This is a genomic window from Streptomyces sp. NPDC051133, assembly GCF_040682635.1.
GTDB lineage: Bacteria > Actinomycetota > Actinomycetes > Streptomycetales > Streptomycetaceae > Streptomyces.
Genome location: NZ_JBFBBK010000018.1, coordinates 61,513 through 82,637, shown reverse-complemented (window position 1 = coordinate 82,637; position 21,125 = coordinate 61,513). Strand labels below are relative to the sequence as shown.

General features: G+C 71.4%; 21 protein-coding genes and 1 pseudogene. 17 read left to right on the top strand and 5 right to left on the bottom strand.

What is annotated here, in order from left to right; translation table 11 throughout:
* The first annotated feature begins 7 nt into the window (after window positions 1-7).
* From AB0N17_RS20025 to AB0N17_RS19985, 9 genes are all read left to right on the top strand, one after another.
* Window positions 8-1,069 carry a phage tail protein gene (locus AB0N17_RS20025; protein ID WP_366012705.1) on the top strand — a complete coding sequence of 354 codons (1,062 nt, stop codon included), beginning with the start codon at window positions 8-10 and terminating at the stop codon, window positions 1,067-1,069.
* Window positions 1,066-1,998 carry a hypothetical protein gene (locus tag AB0N17_RS20020; RefSeq protein ID WP_366012704.1) on the top strand — a complete coding sequence of 311 codons (933 nt, stop codon included), beginning with the start codon at window positions 1,066-1,068 and terminating at the stop codon, window positions 1,996-1,998. The genes AB0N17_RS20025 and AB0N17_RS20020 overlap by 4 nt, the downstream gene beginning before the upstream one ends.
* A gap of 8 nt (window positions 1,999-2,006) precedes the next feature.
* Window positions 2,007-2,621 carry a hypothetical protein gene (locus AB0N17_RS20015; RefSeq protein WP_366012703.1) on the top strand — a complete coding sequence of 205 codons (615 nt, stop codon included), beginning with the start codon at window positions 2,007-2,009 and terminating at the stop codon, window positions 2,619-2,621.
* A 16-nt stretch (window positions 2,622-2,637) separates the two neighbouring features.
* On the top strand, window positions 2,638-5,169 hold the full coding sequence (locus AB0N17_RS20010) for a right-handed parallel beta-helix repeat-containing protein (RefSeq protein WP_366012702.1): 2,532 nt from the start codon (window positions 2,638-2,640) through the stop codon (window positions 5,167-5,169).
* Between the two features lie 75 nt (window positions 5,170-5,244).
* Window positions 5,245-5,526, top strand: a complete 282-nt coding sequence (locus tag AB0N17_RS20005; protein ID WP_366012701.1) for a hypothetical protein — start codon at window positions 5,245-5,247, stop codon at window positions 5,524-5,526.
* Window positions 5,523-6,332, top strand: coding sequence for a CHAP domain-containing protein (locus AB0N17_RS20000; RefSeq protein WP_366012700.1), 810 nt, complete (start codon window positions 5,523-5,525; stop codon window positions 6,330-6,332). The genes AB0N17_RS20005 and AB0N17_RS20000 overlap by 4 nt, the downstream gene beginning before the upstream one ends.
* A 57-nt stretch (window positions 6,333-6,389) precedes the next feature.
* Window positions 6,390-6,704, top strand: a complete 315-nt coding sequence (locus AB0N17_RS19995; protein WP_366012699.1) for a hypothetical protein — start codon at window positions 6,390-6,392, stop codon at window positions 6,702-6,704.
* Window positions 6,705-6,757: 53 nt separating this feature from the next.
* The gene (locus tag AB0N17_RS19990; protein WP_366012698.1) at window positions 6,758-7,090 is read left to right on the top strand and encodes a hypothetical protein; all 333 of its coding nucleotides are present in this window, start codon (window positions 6,758-6,760) and stop codon (window positions 7,088-7,090) included.
* Window positions 7,087-7,788 (top strand): collagen-like protein, encoded by a 702-nt coding sequence (locus AB0N17_RS19985; RefSeq protein ID WP_366012697.1) that lies wholly within the window; start codon window positions 7,087-7,089, stop codon window positions 7,786-7,788. Before AB0N17_RS19990 ends, AB0N17_RS19985 begins: the two co-directional genes overlap by 4 nt.
* Before the next feature lie 61 nt (window positions 7,789-7,849).
* On the opposite strand, the gene AB0N17_RS19980 is transcribed toward AB0N17_RS19985, so the two are convergent.
* Both AB0N17_RS19980 and AB0N17_RS19975 read right to left on the bottom strand, forming a co-directional pair.
* Window positions 7,850-9,193, bottom strand: coding sequence for a hypothetical protein (locus tag AB0N17_RS19980; protein ID WP_366012696.1), 1,344 nt, complete (start codon window positions 9,191-9,193; stop codon window positions 7,850-7,852).
* 25 nt (window positions 9,194-9,218) lie between these two features.
* Entirely contained in the window at window positions 9,219-9,677 is a 459-nt protein-coding gene (locus AB0N17_RS19975) for a hypothetical protein (protein ID WP_366012695.1), read from the bottom strand.
* Window positions 9,678-9,831: 154 nt separating this feature from the next.
* Between AB0N17_RS19975 and AB0N17_RS19970 the strand changes: the two genes are divergently transcribed.
* From AB0N17_RS19970 to AB0N17_RS19950, 5 genes are read left to right on the top strand one after another with little or no spacing between them, the layout of a single operon-like run.
* Entirely contained in the window at window positions 9,832-10,020 is a 189-nt protein-coding gene (locus tag AB0N17_RS19970; RefSeq protein WP_366012694.1) for a hypothetical protein, read from the top strand.
* Window positions 10,017-10,529 (top strand): hypothetical protein, encoded by a 513-nt coding sequence (locus tag AB0N17_RS19965; RefSeq protein WP_366012693.1) that lies wholly within the window; start codon window positions 10,017-10,019, stop codon window positions 10,527-10,529. Before AB0N17_RS19970 ends, AB0N17_RS19965 begins: the two co-directional genes overlap by 4 nt.
* Complete coding sequence (locus AB0N17_RS19960; RefSeq protein WP_366012692.1) at window positions 10,526-11,059, top strand: hypothetical protein; 534 nt, start codon at window positions 10,526-10,528, stop codon at window positions 11,057-11,059. Before AB0N17_RS19965 ends, AB0N17_RS19960 begins: the two co-directional genes overlap by 4 nt.
* Before the next feature lie 53 nt (window positions 11,060-11,112).
* Entirely contained in the window at window positions 11,113-12,222 is a 1,110-nt protein-coding gene (locus AB0N17_RS19955; protein WP_366012691.1) for a hypothetical protein, read from the top strand.
* Window positions 12,219-12,587, top strand: a complete 369-nt coding sequence (locus tag AB0N17_RS19950; RefSeq protein ID WP_366012690.1) for an ASCH domain-containing protein — start codon at window positions 12,219-12,221, stop codon at window positions 12,585-12,587. Before AB0N17_RS19955 ends, AB0N17_RS19950 begins: the two co-directional genes overlap by 4 nt.
* Window positions 12,588-13,174: 587 nt before the next feature.
* On the opposite strand, the gene AB0N17_RS19945 is transcribed toward AB0N17_RS19950, so the two are convergent.
* The 3 genes and pseudogenes from AB0N17_RS19945 to AB0N17_RS19935 all read right to left on the bottom strand — a co-directional run.
* Window positions 13,175-14,566, bottom strand: coding sequence for a site-specific integrase (locus tag AB0N17_RS19945; RefSeq protein ID WP_366012689.1), 1,392 nt, complete (start codon window positions 14,564-14,566; stop codon window positions 13,175-13,177).
* Window positions 14,566-14,769: a helix-turn-helix domain-containing protein gene (locus AB0N17_RS19940; RefSeq protein ID WP_366012688.1), complete on the bottom strand. Its 204-nt coding sequence runs from the start codon at window positions 14,767-14,769 to the stop codon at window positions 14,566-14,568. The genes AB0N17_RS19945 and AB0N17_RS19940 overlap by 1 nt, the downstream gene beginning before the upstream one ends.
* A 188-nt stretch (window positions 14,770-14,957) precedes the next feature.
* Window positions 14,958-16,745, bottom strand: a pseudogene (locus tag AB0N17_RS19935) (asparagine synthase-related protein); the annotation flags it as partial.
* Window positions 16,746-17,447: 702 nt separating this feature from the next.
* Between AB0N17_RS19935 and AB0N17_RS19930 the strand changes: the two are divergent.
* The 3 genes from AB0N17_RS19930 (at window position 17,448) to trmB (ending at window position 21,066) form a co-directional block, all read left to right on the top strand.
* Window positions 17,448-18,875 carry an MFS transporter gene (locus AB0N17_RS19930; RefSeq protein ID WP_366012687.1) on the top strand — a complete coding sequence of 476 codons (1,428 nt, stop codon included), beginning with the start codon at window positions 17,448-17,450 and terminating at the stop codon, window positions 18,873-18,875.
* Between the two features lie 90 nt (window positions 18,876-18,965).
* Window positions 18,966-20,183, top strand: coding sequence for an L-2-hydroxyglutarate oxidase (lhgO, locus tag AB0N17_RS19925; RefSeq protein WP_366012686.1), 1,218 nt, complete (start codon window positions 18,966-18,968; stop codon window positions 20,181-20,183).
* 58 nt (window positions 20,184-20,241) lie between these two features.
* Window positions 20,242-21,066: a tRNA (guanosine(46)-N7)-methyltransferase TrmB gene (trmB, locus tag AB0N17_RS19920; RefSeq protein WP_366012685.1), complete on the top strand. Its 825-nt coding sequence runs from the start codon at window positions 20,242-20,244 to the stop codon at window positions 21,064-21,066.
* The last annotated feature ends 59 nt before the right edge of the window (window positions 21,067-21,125 follow it).

Below are 21,125 nucleotides of genomic sequence, written 5' to 3'. Positions count from 1 at the left end.
CGGCGGCGTGACGTGGCTGCCTGCGCAGCTCGGCGACAGCGACGTGCGCGCCGACCGCAGCGCCGAATGCCGGTACAGCGCGTCGGCCGATCTGCTCGGCGTGCCGCTCGGCCGCAGCGGCGTGAACACGGTCGCGACGCGCGTGCGGCTGTGGCAGGGCGTCGCCGGTCCGCGGATGGACACCGTATGGATCCCCGCCGGTACATACGCCGTCGACGACGTCGAGCGCACGAGGCTCGGCGCCTCGGTCGAGCTGCTCGGGCTCGAGGACGTCATCAGGGGGGCCAAGTTCCCCACTGCGAGGACGCTCGGCCCGGACACCGCCGGGCACCTCGTCGACCCGCTCGTCGCTGAGGCGCTGCCCGGCGCGGTCGTCTCATGGCGGGCGGGCGCCGATCCCAGCACGGCCGTGCCGCAGTTCGTCGTCGACGAGGACCGGTGGCAGGCACTGAGCGGCGGCACCGACAGCAGCGGCACGTCGACCGGGATCGCCGCAGCGCTGGCCGGCGAGGTCTACTGCGACGCCCGCGGCGTGCCCACGATGGCGCCGACGCCGACGCTCGACGACCCGGTCGTGTGGCGGATCCCGTACGGCGTCGCCCTGGTCAAGCCGTCCGAGAAACAGTCGGCTGAGGGGCTCGTGAACCTGTGGGTGATCTCGGGTGACGGCGGCGACGGCTCGGCGTCGGTCGGGCCTGTGTACGTGTGGGACGACGACCCGAACAGCCTCACGTACGCCGGTCCCGCGCCGGTCGAGGATCCCCTCGCGCCGCAGCGGCTCGGCATGCCGTGGGTGCGGCTGCGGGTCGAGCGGTACTCGTCGGCGCTGATCACGTCGACCGCGCAGGCGTACACCGTCGGGCAGGCCAAGCTCGCCGACAGTCTCGGCGTGCAGTCGAGTCTCTCGTTCACGAGCGTATGTCACCCCGCCCTCGAGCCTGGCGACGTCGTCGAGGTCGAGGTGCGGCCGGGCGAGTGGCAGCGGCACATCATCGACAGCCTGTCGTACAGCCTCGGCGCCGTCTCGATGAGCTGCACGACCAGGACGACGACCCGGAGGCTCAATTGACGAGCGAGGCAGCGAACGCGCTCGGCGAGCAGCTCGCCATAGCCAAGAGCGGCGCGGCGGCCGGCGGCACGGTGTCGGCGCAGGTCGTCGACGTCACCGATACCGGCGTGAACCTCGACTACCGGGGCGCGCTGCTGCTCGACGTGCCGTGCGTCGACTCCTACCGCAACCGGCAGGCCGGCGATTGGGTCGCGCTGCGACCAGGCGCGAAGCCGGTCGTGATGTGGCGGCTCGGCCAGGATCCGGGCGAGGTCGACGAGGAGACGATCAAGTCGCTCGCGAAGGACGTCGCCCTTGACGAGCAGGTGCTGCGCGCGGCGACGTGGGGCACGGCCGCGCCATCGGGTACGGGGTGGCAGACGGTACAGACTCTGTACTTGCGCAAGAACTCCGAGGGCAAGGTCGAGCTGTACGGGCAGCTCGCCTCGCAGTCGGACACGTCGCCGGATACGCCGCCCGACCGGGCGCCGAAGCCGGCCACGATCTCGCCGACGGATTACGGGACATGGCGGGGCGGCCGTCCCGACGACTATGCCTCGTATCCGACACAAGGCGACTGGACCGGCCGCGGCAACCGGCGCGGCGCCTGGTTCTACGGCAGCGCGATCTCGGACGCGTGCGCCGGTAAGACCGTCGCGAAGATGACGGTTCGTTTTACCCGCCGCACCGGCTCGGGCGTCAACGCCAAGAGGCCGCTGCACCTGTACCTGCACGATCACAGCTCGCCGCCGTCCGGGCAGCTCGACCTCGATGACGGGCCCGAGGAACTGCTGTCGCTGTCGGTCGGCGCGACCGGCACGGCGACGCTGCCCGCCTCGTGGCGATCGCAGCTCGCATCCGGCGCGGCGAAGGGACTCGCGATCTACGCGAGCGGCAGCCGCGACTACATGTCCGTGCAGGGCGGCACGATCACGATCACCTTCAGTTAGGGGGCCATATGGCTACCGTCGGCCGCGCTCAACTCCCGATCCCTGGTGGCGGCGACGCCCCGGTCGGGCCCGGCGCACTCGCCGAACTCGCGCTCGCCATCGACCCGCACCTCGTGCAGCACGTCGTCGACAAAGCTGAGCGCGACGCGCAGTACGCCGACTCTCCGCTGCACATGCTCGTGTCGGCCGAGAACGGGTCGCTGTGGATGAAGACGAGCGCCTCGTCGAACACGTGGGCCGTGATCTACGAGCCGCTCGCCGACTGGCGGCCGGTCACCCTCGCGAGCGGGTTCACCGCCGGGCAGACGACGCCCGAAATCCGCATCGACCGCGGGCAGGTGTACCTACGCGGCCGGGTCGAGAAGAGCGACGGAACAACGATCGGCATCAGTGGCGTGAAGCTCGGCACCGTGCCCGACGACTGCATCCCGTCGCAGCTCGAAAGCTGGGCGGCCGGCCAGTCCATCACCGGCGACCCCGTCACCGCCGTCGGCCGCATGGAAGCGTTCTCGCACGACCAGGACTCGAACAGCCTCGGCGGCGCCGGCTCGCTCGTCTGGTACTCGCAGGACGGCACCGGAACGACGTGGGTCGACATCAGCGGCCGTTACTCGCTCAACTGAGAGGGGGCTGCCACTCGTGGCGCTCTACACATACGGCGGCACGCCCGCCGACGTCCTCGTGACCTCGACCGGCGACGTCGTGCCCGACTATCCGCTGCTCGTCCGCCGAGCCGGTACCGGCGAACTCGTGACCGCCCTTTACGAGGACGACGGCACGACCCCGATCGGCGAGCTGCGCACGAACCCGTCGAGCAGCTCGCAGCCCGGCGCGATCCGCCCGTTCAAGGTCGCCGACGTGACCGCGATCGACTTCGAGTACCTCGACGCGAGCGGCAACCCGGTCCGCTGGTACCAGGCCGGCCGCGAGGTCGCCGCGGGCGCACTGGAGACCGCGCAGTCGGCGCTCGCCGAAGCCGACGGGAAACTCGACCGCGCAACCGGCGGCACGGTGCAGGGGCCGACGACGTTCGAGCAGCCGCTCACCGCGCCGAACCTGCCCGACCTCGTCGGCGCCCGCTGGTTCATCGTGGCCGGCGCGACCGGCAACGGCGTCGCCGACGACCGCGCCGTGATTCAGGCGCAGCTCGACGCCGCGCACGCTGCAGGCGGCGGCGTCGTGTTCCTGCCGCCCGGCAAGACGTACGGGGTGTCGACGTTCCTCGTCGTGTACGACCGCACCGTGCTGTGGGCGTACGGAGCGACGCTCAAGGCGACCGGGAACAGCGGGCTCGTGCGCAACTTTCTCGGCACCGAGACGTTCACCGGCTACTCGGGACATTCCGGGATCACGCTGCTCGGCGGTACGTACGACGGCAACGCGTCCGACGGCACGACCGGCAGCGTGACCAGCGAAACCGACGTGATCAACTTCGTGCACTGCAGCGACATCACGGTGCGCGACGTGACTGTGCTCAACTGCTCGACCGCGCACGCCCTCGAGTTCAACTCGACCGACGGCGGCCGGGCGATCAACTGCCGGTTTCTCGGGTTCCGGGACAACTCCAGTGGCGGCACGCGGCAGTTCTCCGAAGCCGTGCAAGTCGACATGGCCAAGTCGGGCAGCAGCTCGATCGGCTCGTTCGACAACACACCGAGTCGGAACATCACGATCTCGGGCTGCTACTTCGGTCCGTCGTCGCGGCTCGGCCCCTACGGGCGTGCGGTCGGCTCGCACACGGTCGCCGACACGGTGTACTACGACAACATCACCGTGACCGGCTGCCGGATCGACGGCACGCTGCAGGAAGGCATCCACGGGTACGGCTGGCGACGTGCCGTGATCTCCGACAACGTGATCACCGGTACGGGCATGGCCGGGATCAAGTGCACGGTGCCCGATCCGGCGACCGCCGGGTACGCGCTCACACCGCACTCGATCGACATTCACGGCAACGTGATCGACTCGAACGCGAGCGAGGCTGCGGCGCAGGTGATCGGGTTCGCGACCGCCCTGTATCGGGGCGTTGCCATCACCGGCAACACCTCGCGCAGCTCGGGCAGCGTCGGGTTCCGAGCCGACTACACGAACGGGCCCGTGATCGCCGACAACATCGTCGACTCGTCGTCGTCGACCGGGGTGTTCGTGCAGTGGGGGACCGACGCGACCCTGTCGGGCAACTCGTGCCGCAGCACGGGCAGTAACGCGCTCAACGTGACCGGCTGCACCGGGGGCGCGGTCGTCGGGAACGTCGTCAACGGCACGAGCAGCAATTTCGGGATCTTCGTCGGGCAAGCCGGTGACGGCGTCTCGTCGACCGACGTGCTCGTGTCCGGGAACATGATCACGGCGCCCGCGTCGTCGGGCATCCGGCTGTCGACCGGCGCCGTGCGCTGCACGGTCACCTCGAACAAGGTCAGGAAGGGCTCGGGCGCGGCGACGAGCGCCGTTTCGATGGCGTCGAGCGCGACCGACTGCGCGCTGCTGTTCAACGACTTCGCGGGTAACGGCTGGTCGGCGTCGACCGCCCTGTCGGTGTCGACGGCAGCGCCGTTCACCGGCCCCGGCGGCATGCAGGCGCTGCCCGGCACGAACCAGGTCGACGGCGACCTCACTCCGCTGCCCGCCCTCGAGGCGGCGCTGCGGTCGTCCGGACGGTTCGAGACGACGTCGCGCCTACGCTGCGGCACCTCGTCGACGCCGACGAGCGGCACTCTGTATCTGGTGCCGATATGGCTGCCGCGAGGCACGGTCGTCTCGAACATCACGTTCGTGAGCGGCGGCACCGCCGCGGCGTCGCCAACAAACTGGTGGTTCAGCTTGCATGACAGCTCGCGCAAGATGCTCGCGCGCACGGCCGACCAGACAACGACGGCATGGCCCGCGAACACCGTGATGACGAAGGCCGTCGCGCAGACGACCGCGGGCAGCGCCTCGTCGTACACGACGACGTACACCGGGCTGCACTACCTCGGGATCATGGTCAAGGCGACGACGCAGCCGAACATCGTCGGCGAGGGCAGCGTCGCCGACGTCGTCGCGTCCGTCTCGCCGGGCTACGGCGGCACCGACACCGGCATGTCGACCCCGCCGACCGTGAGCGGTACCGGATTCACGGCCGGCGCGTTCGGTGCCGGATCCGGGATCATGGCGTACGCCTACACGAGCTGACCACTCCCCCGATTCCACGCCCCGAGCCGAGCCGGCCGGGGCGTTTCTCATGCACGCACTCAGGAGGGCTCACCCATGGGTGACACAGAAAGGCCGATCCCCGAACGGCTCGGCGACCAGGAAGAGCAAGCGGCGCACCTCGTGCGGACCGGCAACGGCCCGACCGTCGAGGGCGAGGCCGAGCTGCTCGCCGAGCAGTACGGCAGTCCGGACATGGCCGGGTTCTACACCGGGCCCGAACTCGCCGACCAGGTCGCCGACGAGCCCGCCGGCGACGGCGACCAGGACGACGAGCAGCCGGCCGCCGCGGGCGACGCCCCGGCCGAGGGCACCTCGAAGGGGGGCGAGTCCGCATGAGCCTCGAGGGCATGGTCGCGCAGATGGAACGCTGGATAGGCACCGGCGAACCGAACGCGATTCAGGAGTGGTACCGGCAGCGCAACGGCGCGGCGTACGTGGGCAACTGGCCGTGGTGCGACGCCACGATCACCCGCGCCGCGGTCGACTCGGGCGAGTACGACGCGGTGTGCTTCGGGCACGACTTCGCGTACACCGTGGCGCACGCGCAGCGGTTCAAGGACGCGGGCGCCTGGCACGCGATGACCAACGGCATCAAGGCGTCTGGCATCCGGCGCGGCGACATCGTGTTCTTCGACTGGGCGGGCTCGTCGTCGATCGGCGCGATCGACCATGTCGGCATCGTCACGGGGGTGTCGTCCGACTACCGGTACGTGTACACGATCGAGGGCAACACGGCGAACGTGTGCGCGAGGCGCGTACGCGTCGTGCACGACATCGCCGGGTTCGGCCGCCCCAAGTACAAGCCCGAGCCGAAGACGACGAACACGAGCGGCAGCTCGACGTCGACCTCGAAGCGTCCGCAGGTGTCCCTCTCGCGCCTCGTAAAGGCGTTCAAGACGGATCCGCCGAAGAAGGGCACGCCGGTCTCGTACGCGCCCGTCGAGGTCGTCGAGAACGCGCTCGTCGCCGAGCGGCTGCTCGCGAAGCGGTACGTCGACGGGCACGCCGGTACAGCCACGCGCAGCGCGTACGCCCTGTATCAGGAGCGGCTCGGGTTCACCGGCGACGACGCCGACGGCATCCCCGGAGAGACGTCGCTCAAGCGGCTCGCGAAGGCCCACGGGTTCGACGTCGTCGCCTGATCGCTGCCCGGCCGCCGCCGGGTGGCCGGGCCCACCCATCACCGGAAGGGGGCCGACATGACCGGCCTGTTCGTCAGTTTCATGCGCACCGCCGTGCCGCTGGTCGCGGGGTGGCTGCTCACTCTCGCCGTGCGTACCGGTATCGAGATCAACTCGGCGACCGTCACCGGCCTGGTTACGGCCGGGCTCGCGCTCGCGTACTACGTCGTGTTCAGGCTGCTCGAATGGCTCGGCGAGCGGGCGCCGGGCACCTTCCTGCAGAACCTCGCCGGGGTGTTCCTCGGGTGGGCCCGGCCGCCGGCGTACCCGAAGTACGAGGCGCTGCAGCCGGTCGACCCGGCCGCGTACACCGGCCCGGCTGGCAACGGGTGACGCTGGCCGTTCGGCCGCCGTCCTACCCCCCACTGCACTATCGGAGGTCCCGCGTGGACGCTGCGACGCTCGGCGCCGTCGGAACCATGGTGGTCGGGCTCGCAGCGGCTGCCGCCGCCCTGGTCGGGCACCGTGGCGCGAACGCTGCCTCGCAGTCCGGCGCCGTCCTCGGCGGGTACTCGACGCTCGTCGACAACCTGCAGGAAGAGCGCGACAAGCTGCGCGACCGGCTCGTCGAGACCGAACGGCTACTCGCGGCGGCGTACGCCGAACTCGCCAGTGAGCGGGCCGACAAGGCCGGGCTGCACGAGCAGATCACGGCGCTCACAGCCGAGAAAGTGCGGCTGCGCGAGCAGCTCGTCGAGCTTGGAGGGCAACCCACGTGAAGCGTCGACATGCTCAGCCGGTCCTCGCGCAGCGGTGGCGCTCGCTCGCGGTCGCCGCCGTGCTGCTCGTGCTGTCCGGCGCCGTGCTGCTCGTGTGGCTGCGGATCGACGCCGAAGCGAGCCGCGCAGACGCCCTCGCCGACGAGGCGAACCTGCGCGGCGACGCGGTAAGCACGCTGGCGACCGACGTGCGGGTGCTGCGGGCGCAGATCACGGCGAAAGGCGGCACGCCAGCCGCGCCCGATCCGTCGCGGGCGGTCGACGATCTGCCCGCGCGGGCCGAGGTGCCGGTGCCGATCCCCGGCCCTGCCGGGCCCCGCGGTCCGCAGGGCGAGCCGGGGAAGGCAGCGCCGACGATCACGCCGTCGCCTGGTCCGGCCGGTCCGTCGGGTGCACCGGGTGCGCCGGGCGAGCCCGGGGCAACGGTCACGGGTCCGCCTGGTCCCGCCGGTCCGACCGGCCCCGCAGGACCCGCAGGCCCCGCAGGCCCGCCAGGCAAGGACGGCGCCGACGGAAAGGACGGCGCCGACGGCCGCGACGGACAGACGTGCCCGGACGGGTACACCCTGCAGGCGCCCGCCGACGATCCCGACGCGCTCGTCTGCCGCCGCGATGGCGCACCGCAGCCGAGCGACCCGTCGCCGAGCACCTCGTCGACGCTGCTCGGGCTGCCCGCCGAGCGCCGCCGCATCGCATGAACAGCGCGCCCCTGTCTGGCCTCACGGCCGGGCAGGGGCGCTTTCGTGCGTCCGGAATCGGCTACGCGCCGAGTGAGTCGATCAGGTGATCGTCAAGATCGGCGAACCAATCCTCGCGGCGCCACGGACGCAGATCGCTGCGGGCACGGCGCAGCCTGATCGAGGCAACCCGGCCGCCGGTCGCCGAAGCTGCGTCGATGCATCCGTGCAGCAGCTCGGCCGCCGACTCAGGCTCGTCGAGCCGGATACGAGCGAGTGCCTGATCGGTGGCCACGATCGCCCGCTGCACGCGCTCGCGCGGCGCCTGCAGCGCCTCAGCCGATCGCGCGAAGTAGTCGTGAGCCTCGCCGGGGTCGCCGACGTAAAGCGAGGTGACGCCCTCGAAGCCGCGCAGGTGCGCAGGCGAGAACGACGTCGGCGCCGGATCGCCGTCGCGGTCGCTGTCCATGTCGTACCAGGCGAGAGCGAGCGCCGCTCGCGCGTTCCGCTCGGCGCCAGCGCGGGCCGCGATCTCCGCCTGCAGGGCGTGCGCTCGGGCTCGGATCGTCACACTCTCGCCCGCGCGAGCGTCGCGCACCGCGGCGTCGACGAGCCGCTGTGCCGCTTCGATTCCGGGCGTCGAGTACAGGGTGACCAGGGCGTGACTCATGTGGACGACGGACCGGCGCCACGACGAGCCGGTACCGCCTGCGGCTGCGGTCGCTTCGGCGTACAGCGCTCGGGCTGCAGCGTCGTCGCGGGTCTCGAACGCTGCTCGTCCGGCCATGGTGAATGCCTGTGCGGCGACAGCCTGCAGGCCAGGCAGTAGCGGCTCGGGCACGGCTGCGTCGAGCAGCCGGCGGCACGACTCGACGATCGGAGCGAGCAAGAGCTGCACCCGCACGAACGGCACGCTTCCGACTTGCCCGTTCACATCGCCGACGGCGAGCCGCATGTCGGCGAGCAGCCCCTCGTCGAGTCGTGAAGGATCGGCGAGGGCGGACGAGAGGGCGTGCTGCGTCGCCGGGCCGAGCAGCGCGAGCAGCCCGCCGCCGCCGTCGGTCGCAGTACGCACCAGCAGCGTGCGCAGCTCGTCGAGCCGGTGCTCGCTCTCGCCGAGATGCGCGAGCGCGTCGAGCAGCTCGCCGAAGTCGGACCCGGCGCCGAGCGACGTCTGCCCGTCGGCGCTGCGGGCGTACACGTGGGCGAGCAGCAGTTGATACCGCTCGCCGGGCAGGATCGGCGCCTTACTGGATTCCCACCGGGCGACGGACCGCTGCACACTCGCGACGCTGGCGTCGAGTGGCTGCCCGAGTTCGGCAGCCTTGCCGACGAGGGCTCGGGCGAGGCCGGTGAGGGACCAGCCGCGGGCGAGCCGTAACCGTTTGAGTGTGGCGGCGCCGACGAGGCTGTCGTGCGCGCTCATGTCCTCATGATGCACGCTGCGTAGGTCATACGGGCACGATCAGTCGTGGTTTCCCCCGTGAGGCTGCATAGTTGATCGTCTGCCAAGTGCCCGAGGTGCCCTCGGGTCCCTCGCGCGGGAAGCCGAGCACCATCTGCGCCCGGTCGACCATGTACCGGTTCCGGGCGTGATACGCCGGGGTGCGCAGCTCGGCAGCGCCGAGTTCGACGACTTCGGCGAGCCGGTCGCGACACCGCTCGATCGCCTGCCGCGCTTCGGCCGGCTGCTGTGCGACCGTGCCCGGCACGACGACCGTTATCCGGCTCTTCGAGTGCCCAGCGAGCCAGAGCAGAGTAAGGCTGTCGATGCCCTTCGCGCCGCCGATGAAGAAGTGCGCGTCATCTCTCGCCCACGGCGCGAGGTAGGTGCCGAACAGGTCGCCGAACCAGGTGAGTTCCCGGTGCCCGGTCTCCCGAGTTCCGGTAATCGCTGCAGCTAGAGGCATTGATCAACTCCGTGTCATAGGTTGTCAGATCCTGCGACTTCACGCGCTGCTGTGGGATCGAGGCATGGAAGCGATGACCGCCTCGGCCATTCTGGCCGAACAGCTCGAAGCGCGCGGGCTGTCTGTGACGAATCAGGATCATCACGCTGTAAGCGTGACGAATCCCCTGCACCCCGGACTCGGCGAGATCGTCACCGCGCACGGCGGGCGGTACCTCACCGACTACGGATACGAGATCGGCGAGCAGGGCGACGAGACCGCGACCGCCGAGCGCGTCGCGTTTCTGCTCGGGCTGCCCCGCAGCTCCGCCGCCCGTCCCCCGATCCGAAGGGCAGGGCGATGACCGACAGCGCGACACAGCGGCACATCCGGCGTTCCGAACTCGCTGCCGCCGCGGTCGGCGGACTCGACGGGTTCACGCCGCTCAACTGGGTAAGTCAGACCGGCGCGAGCGCCGTCATCGCCGTCGCGGCATGGGACCGAGGCGAACTCGTCGAGGTCCCCGTCGGCAAGGCATGGCACGTCGTACGCCTGCCTCGCGCACTCGGCTGGAAGACCGTTCGGCGCATGCAGGAGAACGGCACACCGGTCGGCCCGGTGCAGCACACCCCCGACGGCGTCGAGGTGCTCGTGCCGGTCGGCTCGGTGGCCGATTGGCTGCTGCCCGACTCTTACGTGCTCACTGGGGGAACTGTCGCCGTACCGCACCCCTCCATGGTCGCCCCCCATACGCAAGCGGGGCACTCGTGGATCGTCTCGCCGCAGGAGTGTGTGCCACTCACCGACGCCGATCTGCTGCACGAGGCGTACGCCGCGGCGCTTGACTCCATCCCCACGGACGCCGCCCTATGATCATCCCCGTCGCCCCCATCGTCCCCACGCCGGGCGTGATCGCGTCGCTCGGCATCCGCCCATGGATCGACCACACGGCCGCCGGGCAGCACTTCGCCCCCATGCTGATCACCCACCCGACCCCCCGCCGCGACGACGACACCCCCGAGGCGATCGAGGCTCGCATGCGGGGGGTCGCGCAGGCTCTCGGCGCCGGCCGCCCCGACCGCGAGCTGCCGGACGTCGGTCCGCGCGTCGCAATACACCGCGGCGTTGTCCTGGTCCGCCTCGACGGCACCCCGCACGCACTGACCGCGCGTGCCCCCCGCTGGGGCCAGATCATCACCGGTCTCGGTCTCGTGTTGCTCGCCGTAGGACTCGATCCCCTGTCGCCCGGCGCACACGGCGCCGAGGTCGACGAGTACATCGAGCGGGCCGGCGCGACGGGCCGGATTCGGTTCGCCGGTGCCCGCGTCGCCCGTGACGCTCGCCACTGGCCCGGCGTCGAGTCGCCGCACGCCGCACACACCGCGATCCCCGCTCTGCAGTAATCCCGGTCGCCACCCCGGCGGCGCAGTCCCGTTCACCAACCGAGGGATAGAACATGACTGCTCACCCCGTCTCACCGAACACCGTGCTCGCGAACGCGCTCAGCTCGGCAGAGGACGTCCTCGCACCCCGTATACGGACGATGCGCCCGGCGCGGGTGACGTTCGTCGTCGGGACGCAGATCAACGGCGTTCCGCACCTCGGTACGTCCCTCGTGCATTCCCTCTCATTCGCCGCTGCGGCACGGGTTCGGGAACGCTTCGATGTTCCCGTCGAGGTGCTGTTCGGTGCCCTCGACAATGCACCGCACGAGGTCGTCGTCGACCCGGCGTCCGGGCACCGTTTTCAGCGCGCTTACGCGCAGGCGCTCGGCGAGGCAGCCCTCGCCGACCAGGTCGACGAGCTGTACCGACCGCTATTCGACGCACTGTCCGGGCGGCTCTCGATCCCGTACTCGATCGAGATGTACTCGCGGCAGCAGCAGCACGAGCAGTACCGGCGCACCTGGTTACGTGTACACCGTCGCATCGACGCCGCCCGCTGGTGGCTCGATCCGTCGCACGGTGTCCCCCACGTGCGCGTTCCTTGCCCGACGCCGGGCTGTGGCTGGGCTGAGAAGTACGCCGAACGAACCCGCGTCCTGCTCGACACCGATCACGCTGAGGTGCATGCGGTCTGCCTGCACCACGGGCCCTACGAGGTCATCATCGACCCGACCGGCGGCGGTTACCTCGACCTCGCAACGCTGTACCGGAACCTCGTCAAAGAGGTCGCCTCGACCGCCGACCGCGACCGCCTGTGCGTGATGGTGAAGGGCGGCGACTGGGTGTTCGGCTCGACCCTAGTCGACAACGCGCTGACTGCGATCGGCCTCGTCGGTGCCCAACTGCCGACCCGTCTGTTCTGCCCGCAGGTCGTCACGGACACGGGCGCGAAGCTGTCCAAGTCGCTCATACGGGACGGCAAGGCGCCGTTGCCGGACGGCTCGGCGCCGTGGATGCTCGACACCCGACTGTGGCCGGGCTCGTTGCCCGAGTACGCCGACCGGCTGCTCGGCATGGCCGACGTGTTGCTCGCCGATCCGCGCCACTTCTTCCGCGCGTACTCGGCTGGCGAGCTTGGCCGCCTGATGTCCCAACCTACGAGGAGCGTCACCGCTACATGAGCGACACCACGACTGACCGCATGCACGAGTTGAATCTGTACCGCCGGTACTTCGACCTCGTCGCCGCCGGCCGCAAGACGATCGAGGTTCGGGTGCGGTACCCGCACCTTGCTGACATGGCCGCGGGCGACACGATCCGGTTCCGGATCAAGGGCACCGACGAGACGTGCGACGTTCGGGTGCTGCGGGTGACCGCGTATCCGGACTTCGAGGCGCTGCTCGACGGCGAGGGGCCGGCGAACGTGAACCCGACCGCGAGCCGCGAGCAGCAGCTCGTGAACATTCGCGGTATCTACCCGCCCGAGAAAGAGGCGCTCGGCGCGCTCGCGATCGAGATCGAGCTGCTCGGCGCCCAGCGTCCCTAAGCCGGGGTGTCCGGCGGTCGACGCTTCCCCCGACGTCCCGCCGGGCACCCCCTTCCATCCTCGAACGCAGATGCGAATATGCTGAGTGCTTGGCATATGCACGCAGGAGGATGCGTCACCCGGGAGTCAGACCGACGTCCCCCCACATCCGGACGCGATAGGCACCTCACGCGCGAGGCCCGTTCCGTCAAGAGCACGGAGTCGCGTCCATACCGCCCCGGCTGTCCGTACAGTGGCAGCCGGGGCGGGCCCGTTCGGGGGAACGGATCGCGTCAATCTCTCAGGAATCTCACGCCAAGCGCCTTTCCTTAGTTTGGTTCCGAGCGACCTGCGAAGACGCAGGTGAGCACATCGCTAAACCTCGCACACCTTCTAAGCGCTTGGCCGCAGGTTCGAGTCCTGCCGGGGGCGCCCACTGTCAGCCCTCCCATCGGGAGGGCTTTTTGCTGGTCAGGAGGGGTGCGGCCCCACGCAAAGGAGCGCCGGACCCACCCCGGTGATCGCGGGGAGAGTCCGGCGCTGTCCGGCTGTCACCGGGTTTCTGCGGGTGGCTGCGGTGAATACGCGGGGAAGTTCTCCGGGCGCCGTCAGGCGGTCTCAGGCAGATCGGGAAGATCCCCGCGCGCCAGAATCCGCTTCTTGAGGTCCCGGAGCTGCCCCGAGATGCACCGGGCGTAGACGGCCAGCAGCACGGGCACGCTGTTGCCCGCCCACTCGGCCACCTGCGCCGGCGGGATGCCGTCGTTGAGCCAGTTGGTCAGGCAGGTGTGCCGCAGGTCGTACACCCGCTTGCCGAGCGGTGAGGCGAATTCCTCCGGAGAGAGCACTTCGGCGCGGGCGGTCCGCCAGGCCCGGCGGATGACCGAGCCTGCGAGCATGCCGCCCTTCTCGCCCTGGAACAGCAGATCTCCCGGCTTCAGGCTCTCTGCCTTGATGTGCTCGCGCAGGATCCGCGTCAGCGACGGGTGCCCCGGCACGACGCGCGTGTCATCCGAAGCGCGTCCCTTCAGCCCGCGCTCTTCATGGATCTCGCCGTCATCCGTCCAGTTCTTCCCGACCTCCGGCTGAGCGGTGTGGAACAGCAACTCGCACCACTGGTCTTCGGCATCCTCGGCAGGCAGGCGGACGTCCGCAACGCCCATCGCCACAACCTCTTCCGGGCGTGGCCCGGCGTAGTACATCGTGGCGAAGAAGGCGTGGAGCCGATCGCCACCGCGGGGACGCCGGCGTACCCAGCCCAGCAGGCGCGCCGCCTGTTCCGGGTTGAGCAGAGACCTCTTGTCGACCGCGGATGACGTCTTGGGCGCCGCCCCTCTCCCCTTCGGCAGGGGATTCGCCCGCAGAATCCGGTGCTTGACGGCGTACTCCATGGCCACGTTCAGGATCCGCCGGTTGCGCTTGACGGAGCTTGCCGCGGCACGCGTGCCGTCCAACTTCGAGCCGACGGCCCGAAGTACCTCGTCAACCTTGGCGGGGTCCTCCCATGCCGCCATGGTCAGAGTGTTGCGCTCCACCCACTTCAGGATGGTGACCACGTCGGGTGGGGCGTCCTCCCGGCGCCGCGTGTTGAACGCGAACTCCCGCAGCGCAGTGCGTACGTCGACCGGCCGGAACGCCGCCGGCGGTGTCTGCAGCAGAGCAACGGTGGCTGTCATGAGGGCTTTCGACGTGTTCTTGCGGTTGTTTCCGCCGGTCCGGTGCCACTGGGCATCCGCAAAGTGGACGGCGAAGTCGTACCAGTTCACCGCGCTCGCCCCGGACTGGTGCGAGACGGGCCGCCCCGTGGCGAGGCTGAATGCCTCGCCACGGCGCGTGGCACTGACCAGCTCGGAGCGGAAGGCGTCCGCCAGTGCCTTCGTGTCGAACGGCGCTCGCCACTCCTTGCCGTCCAACTCCCATCGGACGGTGTGGGTCGTCTTGCGCTTGCCCTTGTAGACCGCCGTCTTCCAAATCTTGACGTTGTACGTCGTGCCGTCCATCAGGCGGCGTCCTCCCGGTCGTCCAGCCAGTGTTCGTAGTCGCTGCGCCGGACCCGGATGTCACCGTTGGGCAGCTTGATACAGCGAGGGGCTCGCCCCTTCGCGCGCCAGTCGTAGAAGGTGGAGCGCGAGATCTTCAGGTCCTTGCAGATCTCCGCGAGCGTGAGCTTGTCGTCTCGCGGGCGGTACGCGGCCGTCGTCACCGCGTGCTCCTCTCATGGGTCCGTACAGCCGCGCGACCGTCGGAGGGGGCGTCAGGCTGTCCGATGTGGGCCAGGGAGCGGGGGGAGCCGGGTTCCTCGATCGCACCGTCCAGGAGGTTCATGTCGGCGCGCAGGTCGGCGAGTTGACCGGGGTGGGGGTCGGCGCGATCGGGACCCCCGGCGCGCGTGGCCGCCGCGGACGAGGCGTGGGAGGGGGTGCCCCAGCCGGGCGGGAGGTCGGTGACGCCGGCGCCCTCCAGGACCGTACGGAGGACGGCCGCGCGGGCACCGGGCTGCACGCGCAGCGCCTCGGGGAGGGCGCGGCACGCTCGGACGACCTGGTTGTCGAGGAAGGGCGCGTGCAGGCGCTGGGAGCGGATCTCGGCGGCCTGTTCCAGGACGCGCAGGTCGGCGGCGTAGCGGGTGAGGGCGGCACGCGCGCGGTGGTCGCCGGGGCGCCGGTCGCCGGACCCGGCGGACCGGTCCGCCTCCACCTGCAGCAGAACCGATACTTCAGCCAGCGCCTCGCCCGTCAGCCAGCGGGCCGCCGGCCCGGGTCTCGCCCAGCCCAGTGCCGCGAGGGACGCGCCGACCGCTCCCTTGGGCTCCTCGAAGCGGCGCCGCATCAGCCGCTCGGACAGCTCCTCCAGGCCCGCCCGGTAAGGGGTACGGGCCAGGCGGCGGGCCGCGCCGTACACGCGCGCGGGGACCAGCACCGAGCCGTCGGCCTTGGCCAGCGCGGCCACCGGCCGGACCAGATGGCGGCGCCTGCGGTCCATGAGGAGGTCGGCGAGGCGGGCGGGGTGGGCGTCCAGGACCTGGCGGGCGCCGTGGCCGGTGAAGTGGTCGGCGCTGCCGGCGGCGAGGCGGGCGCGGTGCCGGCCGGCCATGACCAGGGAGGGTCCGGGCTCGTCGGTGAGCGGGCCGTCGAGGTCGGCGTAGGGCAGGGTCTCCTCGCCTCCGGTGACCACCACGTGGTGCAGGCGCGGGTTGGCGGCGAGGGCGCCCGCACGTTCGAGCTCGGCCTCGCGCCCGCCGACGGCGAGGTCGTTGAAGGTGACCGCGACGAGCCGCTCGCCGGCGCCCGTGCCGTGCCCCAGCAGGGTGCCCGGTCTGCCCGGGAGCCCCGCGGCCAGCAGGGCCAGCGTGCCGGAGGCCGGTCCGCCGGACAGGTCGGCGCCGATGCCCGGCACCGGCATCCCGCGCGCGGCGCGCCGCTCGGCGGGACCCATGCCGGGCACCGGGCCGGGGTCGAGGCCGGGCACGTGCCGGGGTGCCGCCAGCCGGGCACGGACCGCCTCCACGAGGGCGTCCCGTACGGCGTCCACGGCGCGGTCGGGGTCGGCGGGGGGCGCGGCCACGGCGAGGGAGGCGACCGGCTCGTAGCCGGCGACCTCGCGCGATCCGGCGCGCAGCACCAGCGCATGCCCCGGCGGCACCCGCCGTACGCCCTCGTACGGGGTGGTGTCGCGCAGCGCGGCCGGGACGTCGGGGGCGGCGAGCAGGGCGGCCAGGTGTCCGAAGTCGAGGTTGGCCTCGATGAGGTCGGCGAGGGGCAGGGCGGCGGTGGCGTAGGCCGTGCCGCCGGCCCACGGGGTGTGGAAGACCGGGCGCGCGCCCGCGAGATCGCCGCAGACGGTGATGCGCCGGCCCACCTGCACGACGGCCGTGTAGCTGCCGGGCCAGGCGGTCAGGTGGCGAAGCGCGCCCCCGCGCGCGGTGAACAGCGCGCGGCGCAGCTCCTCGTCGGAGGCGCCGCAGATGCCGAGGACGGCGATCCTGTTCTGCGGGTCGGCGCTCACCACGCGCACCTCGTCCGGGCGCCAGTCGCCGACCGCCCACAGCGGATCCGGGTCGCCCCACAGGAGGTGGGAGCCGACCGGGTGCAGGGTCTCGCCGTCGTACCCGAGGGCGCCCGCGGTGCCGATCCCGGCGGCGCCCGCGGCGGTGCTGCTCCAACCCACCAACCACCGCATCGACGCCTCCACAGACCGTGGACAACCAAGTGCACCGTACGAACGGTTCCCCATGCTGCCATGAAGGACGCGCTGTGGAGGGGCGACGGCACCGGCTTCGACCGAGGGATTCCCGGCGGGCGTTCACGCGCGCGGTGCGGGGCGGCCGTGGGCCGACCATGATCGGTGCGGCGCGAATGCGCCCCCCGCACGCTCCCCCAAAACGCCGTTCGCGCCCTCAACTTGCGTGGTCGGGGCGGAAATCAACCGTGTCGGGCGGGGGTGATTTTCAGCCAAATATGCTGAGCCGCACAGGATTTGAGCACGCTCCGTACAGGCCTGCGGAGCGCGCGGCGGCGCGGACACGCGCACAGTCCGGGAGGCGGGCATCGCCTCCCGGACCGGTCCGCCACCCGCGGGGATGAAGGTGGCGGTGTCCCCCAGCCCACTGGATCCAGTACAGCGGGCCGACCCACGCAAGAGCCATGGAACCGCTCCCCCGGTGGCCGGACCAGAGCGCACGGACGGGCGCACGGCCACACGTGCGGGGGCACGCGGCGACAGGCCGTGCACGGTGCGTACAGGACCGCACTTCCGTACGGACCACAATCCCGCCATCCGGAACAATGCCCCTTAACGCTTGGGATGCGGCGAACTACGCTGGGTTTACGAATGCCGCGTGGTTATGCCACCGCGGCAGCCGTCTGTGTCGAGGGGTGGCGCATGTCCAGGGAGCAACGCGGGCCGAACGAAAAGCTCGGCGCCGTTCTCGCCCTCGCGGGAATCAGCAACGCAGGACTCGCGCGACGCGTCAACGATCTTGGCGCGCAACGCGGGTTGACTCTTCGCTACGACAAGACGTCCGTGGCGCGCTGGGTGTCGAAGGGGATGGTGCCCCAGGGCGCGGCACCGCACCTCATCGCCGCCGCCATCGGGCAGAAGCTCGGCCGCCCCGTGCCGCTCCACGAGATCGGCCTGGCGGACGCGGATCCCGCACCCGAAGTGGGCCTGGCCTTCCCCAGAGACGTGGGACAGGCGGTGAGGTCGGCGACGGAGCTGTACCGCCTCGACCTCGCCGGCCGCCGGGCCGGCTCCGGCGGCATCTGGCAGTCGCTCGCCGGATCGTTCGCAGTGAGCGCATACGCAACGCCCGCCTCACGATGGCTGATAACCCCCGCCGACAGCTCGGTCGCGCGGGAGGCGGGCTCCGCCGAGGAGTCCGGCGCACCGATCAAAGTCGGCCACAGCGACGTGCAGAAGCTGCAGGAGGCCGCCGAGGACGCCCGCCGGTGGGACTCCAAGTACGGCGGAGGGGACTGGCGTTCGTCGATGGTGCCGGAGTGCCTGCGGGTGGAGGCGGCGCCGCTGCTGCTCGGCTCCTACTCCGACGAAGTGGGCCGCGCCCTGTTCGGCGCCAGCGCGGAACTCACCCGGCTCGCGGGGTGGATGGCCTTCGACACCGGACAGCAGGAGGCGGCCCAGCGGTACTACATCCAGGCGCTGCGGCTCGCGCGCGCGGCGGCGGACGTGCCGCTCGGGGGCTACGTGCTCGCCTCCATGTCCTTGCAGGCGACCTACCGGGGCTTCGGCGACGAGGGGGTCGACCTGGCGCAGGCCGCGCTGGAGCGGAACCGCGGGCTGGCGACCGCGCGCACGATGAGTTTCTTCCGGCTGGTGGAGGCGCGGGCACACGCGCGTGCGGGGGATGCGCAGGCGGCGGGTGCGGCGCTGAAGGCGGCGGAGGGGTGGCTCGAGCGGTCCAGGGAAGGTGACAACGATCCCTCTTGGCTTGGTTTCTATGGATATGACCGGTTCGCCGCCGATGCGGCCGAGTGCTACCGCGATCTGAAGGCGCCCCGGCAGGTACGGCGCTTCACCGAGCAGGCGCTGTCGAAGCCGACGGAGGAGTTCGTACGGTCGCACGGGCTGCGGCTGGTGGTGTCGGCGGTGGCCGAGCTGGAGTCGGGGAACCTGGACGCGGCGTGCGAGCAGGGGGTGCGGGCGGTCGAGGTGGCCGGGCGGATCTCCTCGGCGCGGACGACCGAGTACGTGAGGGATCTGCTGCACCGGCTGGAGCCGTACGGGGACGAGCCGCGGGTGGTGGAGCTGCGCGAGCGGGCCCGGCCGCTGCTGATGGTGACGCCGGCCTGACCCCGGCGGGTCCCACCGCTGACACGAGCACCCGACGGCTCCGGCGTTTGAAGGCGTTGTCAGTGGCGCAGTGCACTATCGAGGTGGGAGGTGGTGCAGGTGCCGGTCGGGGCGTACGACTGTGACGTGCTCGTGGTCGGGGGCGGGATCGTCGGGCTGTCGACGGCGTACGCGATCACGCGCGCCGCGCCGGGGACGCGGGTGACCGTGCTGGAGAAGGAGCCGGGCCCGGCCCGGCACCAGACGGGGCGCAACAGCGGGGTCATCCACAGCGGGATCTACTACCGTCCGGGCTCGCTCAAGGCCCGGTACGCGGTGCGGGGCGCCGCCGAGATGGTGAAGTTCTGCGCCGAGTACGGCATCGCGCACGCCGTCACCGGCAAGCTGATCGTCGCCACCGGGCGGGAGGAGCTGCCCCGGCTGCACGCGCTGGTGCAGCGCGGCCGGGAGAACGGGATCCCGGTGCGCGAGCTGGGCCCCGCGCAGATCTGCGAGTACGAGCCGGAGGTGCGGGGGCTGGCGGCCATACACGTCGGCACCACCGGCGTGTGCGACTTCGTCGGGGTCGCCCGGCAGCTCGCTCAGGCGTCGGGGGCCGAGATCCGCTACGGGGCGCGGGTCGCCCGGGTGGACCGGCGGGCGGACCGCGGCGTCGCCGTGCGGACCTCCGCGGGGGACGTCGTACGCGGGCGCGTGCTGGTGAACTGCGCCGGGCTGTACTGCGACGAGGTGGCGCGGCTGACCGGGGACGAGCCCGGGGTGCGGATCGTGCCGTTCCGCGGGGAGTACTACGAGCTGGCGCGGCCCGAGCTGGTGCGGGGGCTGGTGTATCCGGTGCCGGACCCGGCCTTCCCGTTCCTCGGGGTGCATCTGACCCGGGGCATCGACGGAGGCGTGCACATCGGGCCGAACGCGGTTCCGGCGCTGGCCCGGGAGGGGTACGGCTGGGGGGTCGTACGGCCCCGGGAGCTGGCCGGGACGGTGGCGTGGCCGGGGTCGTGGGTGATCGCCCGGCGGCACTGGCGCTACGGGGCCGGGGAGCTGCGGCGGTCCGTGTCCAAGGCGGCGTTCCTGGAGGCGGTGCGCAGACTCCTGCCCGCCGCGGAGCCCGGGGATCTGGTGCGGGCCCCTGCCGGGGTGCGGGCGCAGGCGGTGCTGCGGGACGGGACGCTGGTGGACGACTTCCTCATCCGGGAGGGGGCGCGGGCCGTGCACGTGCTCAACGCGCCGTCCCCCGCGGCCACCGCTTCGCTGCCCATCGGGCGGGAGGTCGGACGCCGGGCGCTGGCGATGCTGGGAGCCCTGTAGGCGCCCCTCCCGGGCGCCGGTCCGTTCGTCGGGGCCGCGCCGTAAAATCTGTCCTACTGTGTCTGACTTCCTCAACGCCCCCGAAGCCCCCGCGCCGACCTCCCACGCCCCCGGTGTCTCCGTCCGGCACACCCGGGCCAAGGGGGAGCCGCGCTTTCCGGACGGCCCCAAGGCCGATCCCGCCGGGTCCCACTTCGAGCGGCGGATCCGGAGTTTCCAGCCGCGCCGCAGCCGGGTGACCGCCGGGCAGGCCGACGCGCTCCAGCGGCTGTGGCCCCAGTGGGGGCTCGACATCGACGGGCAGCGGGTGATCGACCTCGCCGAGATGTTCGGCAACGACAAGCCGGTCGTGCTGGAGATCGGGTTCGGCATGGGCGAGGCCACCGCGCAGATGGCCGCCGCCGACCCGGACACCGACATCCTCGCCGTGGACGTGCACACCCCGGGCCAGGGCAATCTGCTCAACCTGGCCGACCAGAACGGACTGTCCAACGTCCGGGTGGGCAACGGCGACGCGATCATCCTGCTCCGGGAGATGCTCACCCCCGACGCGCTCGACGGGCTGCGCGTGTACTTCCCGGACCCCTGGCCCAAGAAGCGGCACCACAAGCGGCGGCTGATCCAGCCCGAGTTCCTGACGCTCGCCGCCACCCGGCTGCGGCCCGGCGCGCTCGTGCACTGCGCGACCGACTGGGAGCCGTACGCGGAGCAGATGCTCGAGGTGCTCACCGCGCACCCGGACTTCGAGAACACACAGGCGGACGGCGGTTTCGCGCCCCGTCCCGGGTTCCGGCCGCTGACCCGTTTCGAGGGGCAGGGGCTGGACAAGGGACATGTGGTGAACGATCTGCTCTTCCGGCGCGTACCGCACCAGGGCCGGTAGCGGGCCGATCAGGACCGATAAACCGCTCCAGACCCTCGTCCCGTCACCGTTAGGGTCGA